The 13,833-nt window shown below is 59.6% G+C and carries 14 protein-coding genes, 3 pseudogenes and 1 riboswitch; of the genes and pseudogenes, 12 read left to right on the top strand and 5 right to left on the bottom strand.

Features of this window, described 5'->3' with window-relative positions; all coding sequences use genetic code 11:
- Together AC0L2L_RS32305 and AC0L2L_RS32300 are read left to right on the top strand one after the other, a co-directional pair.
- Nucleotides 1-231, top strand: a 231-nt coding sequence (locus tag AC0L2L_RS32305) for a transcriptional regulator domain-containing protein (protein ID WP_473583857.1), incomplete at its 5' end; no start/stop codon positions are given.
- Nucleotides 232-352: 121 nt separating this feature from the next.
- Nucleotides 353-781, top strand: coding sequence for a DNA -binding domain-containing protein (locus AC0L2L_RS32300; protein WP_473583856.1), 429 nt, complete (start codon nucleotides 353-355; stop codon nucleotides 779-781).
- Nucleotides 782-811: 30 nt separating this feature from the next.
- On the opposite strand, the gene AC0L2L_RS32295 is transcribed toward AC0L2L_RS32300, so the two are convergent.
- Nucleotides 812-1,096 carry a DNA -binding domain-containing protein gene (locus AC0L2L_RS32295; RefSeq protein ID WP_473583860.1) on the bottom strand — a complete coding sequence of 95 codons (285 nt, stop codon included), beginning with the start codon at nucleotides 1,094-1,096 and terminating at the stop codon, nucleotides 812-814.
- Between the two features lie 95 nt (nucleotides 1,097-1,191).
- Between AC0L2L_RS32295 and AC0L2L_RS32290 the strand changes: the two genes are divergently transcribed.
- The 3 genes and pseudogenes from AC0L2L_RS32290 to AC0L2L_RS32280 all read left to right on the top strand — a co-directional run.
- The gene (locus AC0L2L_RS32290; RefSeq protein ID WP_473583855.1) at nucleotides 1,192-1,404 is read left to right on the top strand and encodes a helix-turn-helix domain-containing protein; all 213 of its coding nucleotides are present in this window, start codon (nucleotides 1,192-1,194) and stop codon (nucleotides 1,402-1,404) included.
- 298 nt (nucleotides 1,405-1,702) lie between these two features.
- Nucleotides 1,703-1,918, top strand: a complete 216-nt coding sequence (locus tag AC0L2L_RS32285) for a helix-turn-helix domain-containing protein (RefSeq protein ID WP_019863473.1) — start codon at nucleotides 1,703-1,705, stop codon at nucleotides 1,916-1,918.
- Nucleotides 1,919-2,176: 258 nt separating this feature from the next.
- Nucleotides 2,177-2,326 (top strand): annotated as a pseudogene (locus AC0L2L_RS32280) (helix-turn-helix domain-containing protein); the annotation flags it as partial.
- A 66-nt stretch (nucleotides 2,327-2,392) separates the two neighbouring features.
- Here the strand turns inward: AC0L2L_RS32280 and AC0L2L_RS32275 are convergent.
- A pseudogene (locus AC0L2L_RS32275) lies at nucleotides 2,393-2,673 on the bottom strand (transposase); the annotation flags it as partial.
- 663 nt (nucleotides 2,674-3,336) lie between these two features.
- Here AC0L2L_RS32275 and AC0L2L_RS32270 point away from each other — a divergent pair.
- The 5 genes from AC0L2L_RS32270 to AC0L2L_RS32250 all read left to right on the top strand — a co-directional run bounded on the left by AC0L2L_RS32270 (nucleotide 3,337) and on the right by AC0L2L_RS32250 (nucleotide 7,987).
- The gene (locus tag AC0L2L_RS32270) at nucleotides 3,337-4,674 is read left to right on the top strand and encodes a serine hydroxymethyltransferase (protein ID WP_473583854.1); all 1,338 of its coding nucleotides are present in this window, start codon (nucleotides 3,337-3,339) and stop codon (nucleotides 4,672-4,674) included.
- Between the two features lie 56 nt (nucleotides 4,675-4,730).
- Nucleotides 4,731-5,927, top strand: coding sequence for a methionine adenosyltransferase (gene metK, locus AC0L2L_RS32265; protein WP_473583853.1), 1,197 nt, complete (start codon nucleotides 4,731-4,733; stop codon nucleotides 5,925-5,927).
- Nucleotides 5,928-6,027: 100 nt separating this feature from the next.
- Nucleotides 6,028-7,020, top strand: coding sequence for an adenosine kinase (locus tag AC0L2L_RS32260; protein ID WP_473583852.1), 993 nt, complete (start codon nucleotides 6,028-6,030; stop codon nucleotides 7,018-7,020).
- A gap of 371 nt (nucleotides 7,021-7,391) precedes the next feature.
- Nucleotides 7,392-7,697: a cold-shock protein gene (locus tag AC0L2L_RS32255; protein ID WP_473583851.1), complete on the top strand. Its 306-nt coding sequence runs from the start codon at nucleotides 7,392-7,394 to the stop codon at nucleotides 7,695-7,697.
- 107 nt (nucleotides 7,698-7,804) lie between these two features.
- The gene (locus tag AC0L2L_RS32250; RefSeq protein WP_473583850.1) at nucleotides 7,805-7,987 is read left to right on the top strand and encodes a cold-shock protein; all 183 of its coding nucleotides are present in this window, start codon (nucleotides 7,805-7,807) and stop codon (nucleotides 7,985-7,987) included.
- A 256-nt stretch (nucleotides 7,988-8,243) separates the two neighbouring features.
- Here AC0L2L_RS32250 and AC0L2L_RS32245 read toward each other — a convergent pair whose 3' ends face one another.
- Nucleotides 8,244-8,705, bottom strand: a complete 462-nt coding sequence (locus tag AC0L2L_RS32245) for a Ros/MucR family transcriptional regulator (RefSeq protein WP_473583849.1) — start codon at nucleotides 8,703-8,705, stop codon at nucleotides 8,244-8,246.
- Between the two features lie 242 nt (nucleotides 8,706-8,947).
- On the opposite strand from AC0L2L_RS32245, the gene AC0L2L_RS32240 reads away from it, so the two are divergent.
- Together AC0L2L_RS32240 and AC0L2L_RS32235 are read left to right on the top strand one after the other, a co-directional pair.
- On the top strand, nucleotides 8,948-9,250 hold the full coding sequence (locus AC0L2L_RS32240) for a DUF982 domain-containing protein (protein WP_473583848.1): 303 nt from the start codon (nucleotides 8,948-8,950) through the stop codon (nucleotides 9,248-9,250).
- A gap of 271 nt (nucleotides 9,251-9,521) precedes the next feature.
- A complete protein-coding gene (locus AC0L2L_RS32235) occupies nucleotides 9,522-9,770 on the top strand; it encodes a DUF982 domain-containing protein (RefSeq protein ID WP_473583847.1) in 249 nt (82 codons plus the stop codon).
- A 709-nt stretch (nucleotides 9,771-10,479) separates the two neighbouring features.
- On the opposite strand, the gene metE is transcribed toward AC0L2L_RS32235, so the two are convergent.
- Both metE and AC0L2L_RS32225 read right to left on the bottom strand, forming a co-directional pair.
- Nucleotides 10,480-12,810: a 5-methyltetrahydropteroyltriglutamate--homocysteine S-methyltransferase gene (gene metE / locus AC0L2L_RS32230; RefSeq protein WP_473583846.1), complete on the bottom strand. Its 2,331-nt coding sequence runs from the start codon at nucleotides 12,808-12,810 to the stop codon at nucleotides 10,480-10,482.
- A 113-nt stretch (nucleotides 12,811-12,923) separates the two neighbouring features.
- Nucleotides 12,924-13,123, bottom strand: a riboswitch (cobalamin riboswitch).
- A gap of 289 nt (nucleotides 13,124-13,412) precedes the next feature.
- Nucleotides 13,413-13,616: pseudogene (locus AC0L2L_RS32225) on the bottom strand (cytochrome P450); the annotation flags it as partial.
- Between the last annotated feature and the right edge of the window lie 217 nt (nucleotides 13,617-13,833).

Here is a 13,833-nt window from a genome sequence, read left to right as displayed (position 1 = left end):
GCCGACTGGCCCGACTGGCAGAATGAGAAGTCTTATCGCTATACGCGACAACTGACGCGACGCGGCTGGGCCTGGGAATTTCTGCGGCGCAATCCGGCCTTCCAGCGTGATTTGAGGCAAGCGCTTGAGCAGTCAGAATGTAAAGAAAGTCGCTTCGACGTAGAAGTGGTGAGATCGTCGCTCGATCTGACGCGGTGGGGGCTCCTGTTTCGCGAGCTCGTTGAGGCGTGATGCGGCTGTGTTCTGGTGCTTCCGCCAATGCCCTCATGTTCTGCAGGTCTTTGCGGAAAAGGCATTGTCGCCCGAAACGCTTTCGTTTGATCTCGCTACATTACCATGTCCGGCGGCACTCGTGATCACGGCGGACGGTCGCCAGCATGTCGTTCTGCGAAATGCTCACCGGGATTTACAGCTGGTCGTGGAGGGCGCCGACGTTTTGCACCCCGTTCGCCTTTCCGTCAATGCGATCTGGCCCGCCGATCGGATGAGGCAGTACCTCAATGCGCTCGAATGCCTTAATGCTCTTCACGCGACCGGACAACTTCCCGACAGGCTGTTTCCCTCCGAAGCGCGCGCCAGCCGTCTGCGCTTTGTCCTCCAGGCGCTCGACGGGTCGCTAGGCGGGGCATCGCACCGGCAAATCGCAATGGCCCTGTTGTGCCGGCAACGCGTCCAGGCCGACTGGACGGATCCGCGCAACCACCTTCGCGATCGCATCCGCCGTGCCGTCCGGCGCGGTCACATGCTCATGGATCGTGGTTATCGGGATTTGCTCGCCTGAAAGTAATTGGAATAGCTCACCTGGAGCCGGTCAGCGCGCGAACAGTTCTTTGTATCCAGTCGTAACCATCCAGTTTGCCCGATCGAGATGGCTGCGAACGGCCATTCGGGCGCGCTCAGGTTCTCGCATCGGATCGATGCCGAGTACGAGCTGCGCCATCTCGTCTTCGCTGGCATCGTCGGCGGACGCGTCCAGGAGCCTCATATAGATCGTGAAATGCTCGTTGTCGTAAGCGGTCAGACGGTCCGACCACGGGACTTCGTCTTGAACTTTGGGTTTTATCGCGACCTCCTGCGGTTTCGGGTTTGTCGTCATCGGATAGGGCAAGACATCTCCTCGTTGGGTCAATCATATGGAATAGGAACGATCGTTCCTGGAACGATAGTTCCGGTTCTGGTCCCTATCTCGCCATGGACCTCAAGGAGGTCATGGCGATCAACATGCGTCGTTTGCGCCATGATCAGGACCTGACGCAGGAAGAATTGGCTGCCCGCGCAGAGCTGAGCATGCGCTATGTGGGCTCGATCGAGCGTGCTCGGGTTTCCGCAAGCGTTACTGTGCTTGGCCAACTCGCAAAAGCGCTTAACGTTGATCCTTGTGAGTTGATTAGGCCGCCGCAGTAACAAAGGCGATCCGGCCCATCCCGGATTGCCGCAATCGATTTTGATGGCGAGCAGCCGGCCGCCGGTGAAAGCCCGCTTTCTTCGACATGGGTCTAGACCATTCGGCTTCGCTCCCTGGCGCAGCTGTCGTGACCTACAGAGCTGACCTTGAGCGATAATCATCGTCAGATCGCATCCGCGAAGTCGCGATCCCTAACAGCAGGTAGTTCGGGCAAAGTCGATGCTCGTGCGAGTTGCTCCTTGGTTTGTAGAGTATACTCCGTGGTGAAATCCTCAACAAGAGGGTGGCCTCTCGCGTATGGGAATCCGAGAGGTCTTTGCCCGCAATCTGCGTAGGCTTCGCGAGAAAAAGAAACTCTCGCAGGAGGCGCTGGCGCATGAAGCTGGTGTTGATCGAACCTACATCAGCGCTCTTGAGCGCAGTGTATATGCTGCTAGCATCGACATGGTCGAGAAGCTCGCTATGGTGCTGGAGGTTGAGCCGGCAACGCTGCTCGATCCGCGATCTGAATAGACTTAAGCACCATCTGATGCCGAGATCCCTTCGATCGCCCCACCAACGCCGGCTGCTGGAGCAGCTGATAGCGGCGCGCAAGAACAAGGGCTAAACCCAGGCCAAGGTTGCCGAAGCGCTTCGCCGCCTGCAGTATTCCGTGGCCAAGTATGATGGCGGTGAACGTCGCATGGCCGTCATTGAGTTCCTCGACGTAGCGGAAGCGCTCGAACTCGACCCTTGCGAGATTCTCGCAGACGGGCGTCGCTTGCGCGACCGATAGCTCGTGCTGTGCTTGGCTGGAGCGACCAACGTCATCAAAATCGCATCCCTGGGCTGGAGAAGGGCAAAAGGAACCCCACAGTCGTCACGCTTTCCGAACTGGCACAAGCCCTCCGAGTCAGCCACATTGATTTGGTGCGACCTGACTGGCCAGGATTAGGCGCTATTTGGAAATGGCGCCAACGCGCCGCGGACATTTCGACCGCATCCGTCAGTGTAGATGATCCTGCGCAAACTGGGATAGGAGAAGAGGCACGACGTGCTGCCAGTCGCGCCGCCAGCTCTGAGTGATCGCTGGATACCGCCGGCCCAGTCGCCGGCCTCGAACCTCCAGAGCCTTCATGCCGGCTTGGCGCCCGCGCCCCGACAGATGGCGCTGAGCGTCGGCACGACGGCTTTGCGATCCTTCCGTGGCACGAAATCAAGTAAATGGCGGATCAGGTGCACCAGCAGGTTAGCACTGTCGCCTGGGGAAAGGCGGCGCCGATCGCCTCCCGCTTGGCCAAGCAGTTCGCCAGCTTGCCGTCTTACCAGCACCTCGCCAATCTCGTTGAGTTCTTGTTTAGGCGTTGCAACAGATCCTTCAAGGAAATTCATGGAATCTTTGCGACCGCAAATCGCTGTCAGTGGTACGCTCACCACAACGTTCAAGTTCAGTGGCGGCAAAAACCTGGTGTCGTTTATGTTCCGCCGCCGGACAGCATCTGCGGAGAGCGCAAAATGACAAAGCCAGCAGGACGAGGGTTCGGCTCTTCTATCTGGCGTCGTGCTGACCAATGATGATACTTGTCGACCGCTAATGACAGCAGCAAATCTTGATCGCCTTCGGATCCTGGGCCTTTGCGCGCATGCCGACGTTACTGTCTGCGAGCTAGCGGAAATTCTCGATCTTCGTCGGGAGCGCGTTGCTGGACACGTCCGGATGCTCGCCAGAGCCGACTTGCTTTGCGGCAACGGACAACGTCCTTGGTTCTCATATCATCTCAATGCAGGGGGCAAGGACGGGGGGTTGGTTCAATTCTTGGTCGATCTCCTGCCACACGACGATGGGCATCATAAGCGGGACCTGGAGCGGCTCGAGCCGGTGCAAGACGCGTGTCGAAGGGAACTGCTGCTTGATCGTGAAAGATCTGCCTAGGTGGGAGTGCGAAACTACCATGAAAAAATCCGCTGACGCAGTCTTCGCAGAGCCCGGCACATACGGATCGTCTTCCTTGATTCACGTCGATTCCCGCGTTCACGAACTGCTTCTACGACAGAGGCGGCAGGAGCGGACGACGCTCAAACTCATCGCCTCCGAGAACTTTGCCTCCTCAGCCGTACTGGAAGCGACCGGCTCGATTTTCGCGAACAAGTATGCCGAGGGATACCCCGGTGCGCGCTACTACGCCGGAAACGAGATCGTCGATGAGCTTGAAAACGTCGCTATCGAGCGCTTGAAGGCGCTATTCGGCTGTGAACACGCTAACGTCCAGCCATATTCCGGCTCCCCGGCCAATCAGGCTGTCTATCGCGCGCTTTTGATTCCCGGAGATAAAGTCATGGGCTTGCCTTTACCCGAAGGCGGCCATCTGACTCACGGTTGGTCCGTCAATTTTTCCGGCACCGATTATCAGCGAGTCCCGTACAGGCTGCACGAAACCACGCAGCAAATTGAATATGACCGCTTGCGCGAGACCGCCAAGCGGGAACGCCCGAAGCTAATTTGGGTCGGCGGAACTGCTTATCCACGTATTTTTGACTACGCGGCAATGGCAGAAATCGCTGCGGAGGTGAACTCGTATTTGGTGGCTGACATCGCCCACATCAGCGGTCTAGTTGTCGCAGGAGTGCATCCGAACCCCGTGCGCCATTGCGATGTGGTCACCAGCACCTCTCACAAGTCGATCCGCGGCCCTCGGGGTGGCTTCATTTTGTCAAGGAATGAAGACCGTTATCAGCCCCTCTATCATCCGAAGAGCAAACACAATCTGGCCAAACGTATAGACCGCGCCGTGTTCCCTCTCCTGCAAGGCGGACCGCATATGAACACTATCGCCGCGCTAGCTGTTGCTTTGCAGGAAGCCGCGACCCCCTCTTTCCGTACCTACGGTCACCAGATCGTCAAGAATGCCAAGGCTCTGGCCGAGGCGCTTCTGGATCGTGGTTATGAACTCGTCACCGGGGGCACTGACAATCACATGCTGATCCTTGATCTTCGGGACCGGCCGCTGTCAGGCAAAGCCTATGCCGAGCGCCTGGCAAGGGCAGGTATCATTGCGAACTTTAATATGGTGCCGGGCGACCCGCGCGACCCGGCGGTCACAAGCGGGATCCGCTTGGGGTCGCCGGCAGTGACGTCCATGGGCATGCGCGAGGGGGAAATGGTGCAGATCGCCGCTTTCATCGACTCGGTTTGCCGCCAGCCCGACGACCAGGAAGTTCATGCGAGCGTACGAAAAGACGTTGCCGACTTCTGCACTGCGTTCGACGTCCCCGGCATCCCTGACCGGTAAGCCACCCCAATCCAGAAACATCCAGCTAACTCCAACACCTGAAGCGAGGGCATTCCATGACCAGACAATTCGTGTTCTCTTCCGAATCCGTCGGTGCGGGACACCCGGATAAGTTGGCAGACAATATATCGGATGCCATCCTCGATGCGGTTCTTCGCGAGGATCCTGAGGCGCGCGTCGCTTGTGAAGCATTGGTGAAGACGTGTGAAACGTTGGTGAAGACAGGGATGGTCGTTCTGGCTGGCGAGATCACCACCCATGCGCAGATCGATTACAGCCAAGTTGCCCGCGATACGATCCTCGATATTGGGTACGACGACGATGCCATCGGCTTTGATGGTCGACGTTGCGCCGTCGTTCTGGCTCTCACCGAGCAGTCGCCCGACATAAGCCAGGGCGTTGACGAAGGACGAGGGCAGGATCTCGAGCAGGGGGCGGGGGATCAGGGCCTCATGTTTGGATTCGCATGCAACGAGACCGAAACCTTGATGCCCTTGCCGATCCAACTGGCTCACCATTTGACAAAAAGACAGGCAGAGATCCGGAAAACGGGACAGCTTGGCTGGCTGCGTCCGGACGTAAAATCTCAAGTGTCCGTACGCTACGAGGGTCTCCGCCCGGTGGCGCTGGACACCATAGTCCTGTCAACGCAACATGACGAGGCGGTCTCCCAAGATACAGTCCGGGAGGGCGTCATTGAGGAGATCATAAAACCGGTCCTGCCGACCCACCTGGATACGACGGGGATCAGATTTCTGGTCAACCCAACAGGGCGGTTCGTGGTCGGTGGGCCTGCCGGCGACTGCGGCCTCACTGGACGCAAGATCATCGTCGATACCTACGGTGGAATGGGGCGTCACGGCGGCGGCGCCTTTTCGGGCAAGGACCCATCCAAGGTTGACCGCTCGGCGGCCTATGCCGCCCGGTATGTCGCGAAGAATATCGTTGCCAGCGGACTTGCGGAGGTTTGCGAGGTTCAGCTTGCCTACGCGATCGGCGTGGCCAGTCCGGTTTCCGTCATGGTCAACACCTTCGGAACTGCCAGGATCGAGGAAAAAAGGATCGAGCGCCTTATTCTTGAGCTTTTCGACCTCCGACCGAAAGGCATCATCAAGATGCTTGATCTCTTACGCCCGATATACCGCAAGACCGCGACATACGGACACTTCGGGCGTGAAGAGCCTGAGTTCACCTGGGAGAAGACGGACAGAGCCGACGACTTGCTGCGTGAAGCAGGACCGGCAGCTGCGTGAGGGCGGCTTCATCAAGGCGCATGCGGCAACCCATTTCAACTCGCCAGACCGCGTCCGGCGGGCATAGCAGAAAGCCGGTGGGTAGCTGGCGGAGACATTGATGCCGGATTATGACGTGCTTTGCATCGGCAATGCCATTGTCGACATCATCGCCCAGTGCGACGAGGAATTCCTCGAGACCAACGGCATCATCAAGGGTGCGATGAACCTCATCGACACCAGGCGCGCCGAGCTGCTCTACAGCCGCATGGGCCCCGCGATCGAGGCCTCCGGCGGCAGCGCCGGCAATACGGCGGCGGGCATCGCCAGCTTCGGCGGCCGTGCCGCCTTCTTCGGCAAGGTTTCGAACGACGCGCTCGGCGAAATCTACACGCACGACATCCACGCCCAGGGCGTGGCCTTCGATACCGGACCGCTCAAGGGCGAACCGCCGACGGCGCGCTCGATGATCTTCGTCACGCCCGACGGCGAGCGTTCGATGAACACCTATCTCGGCGCCTGCATCGAGCTTGGCCCCGAGGATGTCGAGGCCGACAAGGCCGCCGGCGCCAAGGTGACCTATTTCGAGGGTTATCTCTGGGATCCGCCGCGCGCCAAGGAGGCTATCCGCCAGACAGCCAAGCTGGCGCATGCGGCCGGACGTGAAGTATCGATGACGCTGTCGGATTCCTTTTGCGTCGACCGCTACCGCGACGAGTTCCTCGAGTTGATGCGTTCGGGCACGGTCGACATCGTGTTTGCCAACAGCCACGAGATCAAGTCGCTTTACCAGACCGCATCCTTCGAGGAGGCATTGGCCGCCATGCGCAAGGATTGCAGAATAGCCGCTGTCACCCGTTCTGAAAAAGGTTCGGTAATCGTGCGCGGCGATGAGACCGTCGCCATAAATGCGACGACGATCAGGGAACTGGTCGACACGATAGGCGCTGGCGACCTCTATGCCGCCGGTTTTCTCTATGGCTACACGACGGGACGCAGCCTGAAGGACTGCGGCGATCTCGGCTCACTGGCGGCCGGGCTGGTCATCCAGCAGCTCGGGCCAAGGCCGCGGCAGAATTTGCGCCACGAGGCTGAACAGGCAGGGCTGATTTAGCCGGGCGATTCAACAACAAGCTGCCCGTTTCCCCTCCTGCAGGCTTTGCAGGGAAAGTGGGTGTAAATCGAAATGTCGGATGCCCCAGGGTGAGACGGCAGCCGCTGAATGTCACGATCGAAAGCTTGATGGCAGTCCAGCCCTCCAGTGCGAAGTTTCTGGCGTGTGATATTGGGAATCGTTCGGATCAGCAGCTCGACCTGTCGCATATTGCTCGCCCGCCATGGTCGACCTCGTGTGCCAACAGGTCGACCCGGATCATGATACGACAGAGCGGGTGAAGCGGCCAACTGGTCAGTTGACATGAACGCATCGCCCGATTGAGATTATCTTGCCGGAGTGTTGTCATTCTTCCTGCCAGTCGGGCGATCATGGGTAAATATAAGGACCATCGTGAGCCACGCCGGCATCGCCATGACCATGACGCGGTTTCTTTTTCCGATCGGTCTTCCGAGCCAAGCTACTTTCAGGGTTCATCCGTAACCGCGGAGCCTGTCGACGCCGAAGTGGTGTGGTTCAACACCAGCAAGGGTTTTGGCTTTGTCAAATTTCCGGAAGGCATCCAAGCCTATCTGCACACCCGGGCGCTGGAGGCAGCCGGGAGCCGCGGTGTTTCCGAGGGAACGCGTCTCAAGGTCACAACGGAAGAAAGTCCAAGAGGTCACCAGGTCTCGTAAGTGCTGGAGGCCGGCGATCAGACCACAAGAACGCAGGTGGATACGCGTTGCGCTGAAGAGCCCGCCGCCGGGACGAGTGCCCAATTGGAGAGCGAGGGCACGGTCAAGTGGTACAATCCCCAAAGGGCTTCGGCTTCATTGCTCCTGAAAACGGTGAAAAGAACATCTTCGTTCAGGCCACCGCGCTGACCCGCTCAGAACTGAGCTTGCTGATGGAGGGTCAGAAGGTGTTTGTCCAATGCGGTCAGGGCAAGAAAGGCCTGGAAGTGCGGAGCATTCGCCTCGCGTAGAGCCAAATGCGTTTGCCCTACCGAAATCGCGCCTGAAACAAGAAAAAGCCCGCTGCCGGGAGGAGGTGGCAGCGGGCTCGATTTTCGAATGAGACGCGGGAGGAGGTGCGCCCCATTCAGCGTCGGCACCACATCTGGGAGGAGTAGATGGTCGACCCCATGATCATACCGATCGCTGCGGATATTGCAACGCACAAATTCTATCTCGCGACTGCGAAATGAATGCCGGATCTCAGCCGATCCTGAAAAATTGTGGTCAGGCTGCGCCATTCTTGCGGGCACGCTTGGCAGGTACCAGCGTTCCCTGTTCCTTCGGCTTGCGGCCCAGCCCCATGGTCTTGGCCAATGCCGAGCGCGCCGCAGCGTAATTCGGCGCCACCATGGGATAGTCCGCCGGCAGCCCCCATTTCGCGCGATATTCCTCGGGCGTAAGGCCATAGTGGGTGGCTAGGTGACGCTTGAGCGACTTGAATTTCTTGCCGTCCTCCAGGCTGACGATGTAATCGGGTGTAACCGATTTTCTGATCGGTACGGCAGGGTTGAGAGGTTCCGGCTTTTCTGGTGCGGCACCAGCAGTGCCTTTCAAAGCGAGGTGGATCTGGCCGATCAGCCCAGGCAGTTCACCGACGGGAACCGGATTATTCGAAACATAGGCTGAGACCACTTGCGCGGTGAGCTCGATGAGGTCGTCAGCCTTGCTCTCAGTTTCTTCGGTCATGAAAACGCTCCTGCGGGCTTAGAATAGCCGGGTAAGAATCATTTCATAGCTTAATAGTGACGACCGCGTTTGATGGCAACCAAGCCATTGCATGATGTGTTGGCGGATCGCTATCCGCCGCGCCGCAGTCGCCGATCTTCCTCCTGAACCGTCATCGCCCTGACAACACGTTGTGCCATGGTCGCCGCGTCGATGCGGAGCCTCTTCACGCAAATTGGCTATTTGGAAGATTGGAGAAACGAATGAACGCTGAAGCTTTCAGCAGCCCGCTTTTCGTGAAGCGCGCAACGCACATTATCCAAGAGATTGCCGGCCTTGCGGATGCGATCGATTTTCTCAACCAATGGCCAGAAGATCGCAGAGACATGATCCACGAAGCCGCCCTGAGGGCATGCTACGATGCGTATGATGGGCGCAAGCCGGTAAGCACGGCGCGCAATGCCTTTTTCGGCTTTGCGAAGCGGGTCGCGATATTGGAAGATCCAACCTCCGCGATGCAGTGGATCGCCGCCTGCAGATCGGGCAGTGGAAAAGTGCAGGTGTAGACCTCGACCGCATGTTTGAGACTGGCAAGGCGCGTCAAACAGTGCACTATTGTCCAGGTTTCACGGCTAGAGCACGCGAATGAGAAGCAGCTCCTCACACCCACTGCAAAACCGCAGATCGCACGCAAGCTGACCATGGCCAGACGCCTCTCATGGCGATCGCTTGCCCGGCAATGGGCAGGCTCGGCGGCACGGGTGCAGCGGACGCGTTCAGCTGAGTGAAGAAAGGCGACCCGGGCTGTTTGCCGCGTAGTGGCTGTGGAGGAGGGGGATGACCGGGTTGATCAGATTTGAGAGGCCAGTCGTTGTTCAGGTCAGCCGCCGCAGCTCGGAGTGTGTCGTGTTCGACGTCAACGACGCGGCGGCTATCTTGCTGCGGGATCTGCATCATGAGACCGATAAGCGCAGAATAGCGATGGACACCTGTCTACAGGTGTTACGCGGTAAGACCCATCCACCAGCTGCTCGACGAGCTTTCGTCGCGGCCGCGCTCGAAGCGCGCATTCTGCGCAGCGATTGAGATTTAGGATGCTGCTCATCAATTTCGGCCATCTGCGCATCGCTGTTGGGCGCGGTCCGAACGTCGCTGCCGGCATCCGCTAGGAGCAAGCCAACCTCGCACTTTCCGCGATGGCGTTCCTGGTCGCGCGCCAGATATTCACCGTCAAAACACAAGGCGTCCGCCAGCCAGCTTGGGCCGCTCGGCTTCGCCTCGCGGCGATCATGATGGAGACAGAGGCAGACGGAGCCATTGAGCGGGAGTTGGCCTGATGCAGATGGGCGTCGATTCCGCCCAGTAGTCTCCAGAAGTGCCGTTTGAAGCGTCCCTCAGTTTAGCCTTGCATCCGGTTTTCCGGAACGCGCTCGGCGGACCGGCGCCGCGTGATCGCCGATGCTTCTCCCGACGGTCGGGAGCTGCGTTTCGGCGATCAAGATCGGGGAGATGATAATGCTACCTGGACTATACAAATCCGGAATAATCCGAAACTGGCTGGCGGTGAGCCGTCTCGTTTCTGGCCGGCTCATTTGAGGCCGGCCTCCTTCGATCACAGCCGACGCCGGCCTCTGGAACAGCTGACTTCGCCGCACCATAACAAGGGCCTCGGCCATACCAAGGTGCCGAGGCGCTTCGTCAGCCGCAGCCCGATTTCTTTGGGTGCGCCGGATAGACCCACCTACATTGCCCGGGTGTGGCGTCGCCGCTCATCTCACGCGAGTGACACCGAGCCCTACGCCGTCTGCGCTTTTTCGCGAATTGCGCGTGCCGCAGCCACCATGTTCACCAGGGCAGGGCGGACCTCCTCCCATCTGCGCGTTTTGAGACCGCAGTCGGGATTCACCCATAGTTGGCCATCCAACAATCGATCGCGCGCAAGCATAATGAGGTTGGAAATCTCGCCCACCTCCGGGACCCGCGGCGAGTGAATGTCATAGACGCCAGGACCGATGTCGTTCGGATACTTGAAGGTTCGAAGCGTATCGAGCAGTTCCATCTGCGAGCGCGAGGTTTCAATGGAGATCACGTCGGCATCCATTGCGGCAATCGCGTCCACGATGTCACCGAACTCGGAGTAGCACATATGGGTGTGGATCTGGGTCGCATCGCCGACGGCCGTTGAAGCCAGCCTGAAACATTCGACGGCCCAGTCGAGATAGGTCTCCCAGTCGGCCTCACGAAGCGGCAAGCCCTCGCGCAGTGCGGCTTCGTCGATCTGGATCATCCTGGCGCCGGCCTTTTCGAGGTCGCTCACTTCATCGCGAATGGCAAGCGCGACCTGGCGGCAGACGGCTGAGCGCGGAAGGTCGTCTCGGACGAAGGACCAGTTGAGGATCGTCACCGGGCCGGTAAGCATGCCCTTCACCGGCTTTAGCGTCAGCGACTGGGCATATCGCCACCAGTGTAGTGTCATCGGATTTCGTCGCGACACATCGCCAATGATGATCGGGGGTCGCACAAAGCGTGAGCCATAGCTCTGCACCCATCCGTGTTGTGTGAAGGCGAAGCCGCAGAGCTGCTCGGCGAAATACTGCACCATATCGTTGCGCTCGAATTCGCCGTGGACCAGCACATCGAGTCCGATCTCTTCTTGCCATCGAATGGCGGCTTTTATCTCTTTCTGCAGGAACGCCTCGTAGTCGACGTAACTCAGCTCGCCTTTGGCATGAGCTGCCCGCGCCTTGCGAACCTCGGCTGTTTGCGGGAAGGAGCCGATGGTCGTGGTGGGGAAGGAAGGCAAGCCAAATGTGTCGGCCTGAAGCTTGGAGCGCACGGCGAATGCGCTCTTGCGGCGCGTCATGCCGACCTTGATGCTGGCGACCCGGCCTTCGACGAGCGGATCATGCACCTTCGCGGATGTCGAGCGAACGGCAGCAGCCTCAGCTGATGCCTCCAGTTCGGCGGCGACCGCGTCCTGGCCTTCGGCCAGGGCACGGGCGAGCACGACCAGCTCGCCGGTCTTTTGCGCCGCGAAGGCCAGCCACGACTTCACATCGGCATCGAGGGCCGTTTCCATGTCCAGGTCGATCGGCACATGCAGCATCGAGCAGGACGGGGCGATCTCCACGCGCTCCAGCGGCCAGCCGGCGACGATCGGCTTGATGCGGTCAAATATGGCAGGCAGGTTCGCTCGCCAGACATTGCGGCCGTCGATCAGTCCGAGCGAGAGCACAAGTTCTTTCTGCGCGAGGCGGCCGACCGTCTCCAACTGCTCTGGAGCGCGCACGAGATCGACGTGCAGTCCCGCCACGGGCAGAGAAATTGCGGTCTCGAGATTGTCTCCCAGCGATCCGAAATAGGTAGCGACCATGATCTTCAACTCGGGTGCTGCTTTCGACAGCCGGGAGTAGGCTAATTGGAGCGCATCCCGTTCGTTGGGAATCAGATCGAGCACGAGCGCCGGCTCATCGATCTGCACCCAATCGGCTCCCGCGAGCGTCAGCCTCTGCAGGAGCTCCTCATAGACGGGCAGCAGCCGTGGCAGGAGCGCGATAGGGTTGAAACCTTCCTCAGGTGACTTCGCCAACTTGAGAAAGGTAACCGGTCCAAGCAGGACCGGGCGAGTATGGATGCCGAGCGCCTTGGCCTCGAGGAAATGAACGACCGGTTTCGCCGACGAGAGGGCAAAGCTCTGATCGTCCGTGAGTTCCGGCACAATGTAGTGATAGTTGGTGTCGAACCATTTGGTCATTTCCATCGCGGCAAGGCCATGCCCATTGGCCACATGCTCGTCACCGGCATGTCCACAATCCACCTCCCGACCTTGATTGCCGCGCGCCATGGCGAAATAGATATCGAGTGGGACCTCGCCGTCAGTCCAGGCGTATCGTGCCGGCACCGCGCCAACCATGGCGACTGTGTCGAGCACATGGTCATAAAGCGAGAAATCGTTGGACGGGATTTTCGACACGCTGCGATCGTGCTGCTCCCTCCAGCTAACGGCGCGTAGCGTCTTCGCCGTCGCGAGCAGGTCGGCAGCGGGAGATTTTCCGGACCAGTAGCTTTCAAGCGCGAATTTCAGTTCCCGCCGTCGACCGATGCGAGGCACGCCGAGCGTTGCCACAGGAATTCGTTGAGAGACAGTCATGCCATACCCCGATGGTTGGGGCGGGGACAAGGAACGCGCGAGTAGGCGGCACAAAGCCGAGCTAGCGCGACCACCAGACACCCCGCCCGTGGACGTTGTTCGTCGTGGCAGGTCTCCTGGCTCGCGGGTCAAAGCCTCTGCCCGTCTTCCCGAGGCCGTTCGCCTCAGTGACATCAATGGGCTTGGCTCGCCGCTAACAGTTGCGGGGGCAGCGCCGGCATCCCACCGGCTTCCCTCTTAGCTCCGCTACGGCAGTGCCGCGCGGAGAACCATGACACGCGCACAATCACAGCAGCTTCGCTCCCTGTCAATACATATAACGAGATGTTTATGTGATTATGCGAATTACGCCCATGCGCTGATCGGTCTCTTTCGCCCAAAGCCGCATACGATGCGGTTTCTCATCGGCGCAGGCTCGGAGAGGTCCTTATCCCCATCGGCGACGCCGGATCAGATCGAGGTCCCCGGGCTCAAAGTGTCAAGTCGGGCCAGGTCGTCACGGTCCGCCGGGAATTCCAATAGCGTGTTCCCGCTCGGCTCGCTCAGCGTGCTCGCGCATTCGCTCACCGGCCCCCGAAGACGATGAGCGGAAGCGGGAAGGAGAGGTGGCGCCGAAGGTCGGCGGGCTGGGGCTGGGCCGCCAGCGTCTCGACCAACTGCGCAGCGATCGCCTCGACACTGCTGCGCGAGCAGCTTCACCCTGCGGTTCTTGAAGGCCCCACGATCGTGCGTAACCGGTCGTGCTCGCCACCCGCGCGCGCGACCAGCCACCCCGGTGAACCTGCCGGGCACGCGTTGACGTAGCCCGATCTTTAGTGATCGCCCGCACGCCCGCAGGCGGATCTGCCACGGCGGATTCAATCGAGGCACCCTCCCGCGGGTCGTTCCGGAAGGTCTACCGCAACGGCTTGCTGCCTACCAGCAACAGGACGACGCCCGCTGTGACTCCCCGCGATACGTTCATTGGTTTGTTGCGATAATGTTGTTTCCTTCATCGTT

The organism is Mesorhizobium sp. WSM4832 (assembly GCF_055811115.1).
This window is presented reverse-complemented; position numbering and strand designations above follow the sequence as displayed.

What these genes read in the sequence shown, in the direction of transcription:
- AC0L2L_RS32295 (WP_473583860.1), bottom strand. Translation starts at nt 1,096, where the DNA reads ATGACGACAAACCCGAAACCGCAGGAGGTCGCGATAAAACCCAAAGTT.
- AC0L2L_RS32260 (WP_473583852.1), top strand. Translation starts at nt 6,028, where the DNA reads ATGCCGGATTATGACGTGCTTTGCATCGGCAATGCCATTGTCGACATC.
- AC0L2L_RS32270 (WP_473583854.1), top strand. Translation starts at nt 3,337, where the DNA reads ATGAAAAAATCCGCTGACGCAGTCTTCGCAGAGCCCGGCACATACGGA.
- AC0L2L_RS32255 (WP_473583851.1), top strand. Translation starts at nt 7,392, where the DNA reads ATGGGTAAATATAAGGACCATCGTGAGCCACGCCGGCATCGCCATGAC.
- AC0L2L_RS32235 (WP_473583847.1), top strand. Translation starts at nt 9,522, where the DNA reads ATGACCGGGTTGATCAGATTTGAGAGGCCAGTCGTTGTTCAGGTCAGC.
- AC0L2L_RS32245 (WP_473583849.1), bottom strand. Translation starts at nt 8,705, where the DNA reads ATGACCGAAGAAACTGAGAGCAAGGCTGACGACCTCATCGAGCTCACC.
- AC0L2L_RS32240 (WP_473583848.1), top strand. Translation starts at nt 8,948, where the DNA reads ATGAACGCTGAAGCTTTCAGCAGCCCGCTTTTCGTGAAGCGCGCAACG.
- AC0L2L_RS32285 (WP_019863473.1), top strand. Translation starts at nt 1,703, where the DNA reads ATGGGAATCCGAGAGGTCTTTGCCCGCAATCTGCGTAGGCTTCGCGAG.
- metK (WP_473583853.1), top strand. Translation starts at nt 4,731, where the DNA reads ATGACCAGACAATTCGTGTTCTCTTCCGAATCCGTCGGTGCGGGACAC.
- AC0L2L_RS32290 (WP_473583855.1), top strand. Translation starts at nt 1,192, where the DNA reads ATGGACCTCAAGGAGGTCATGGCGATCAACATGCGTCGTTTGCGCCAT.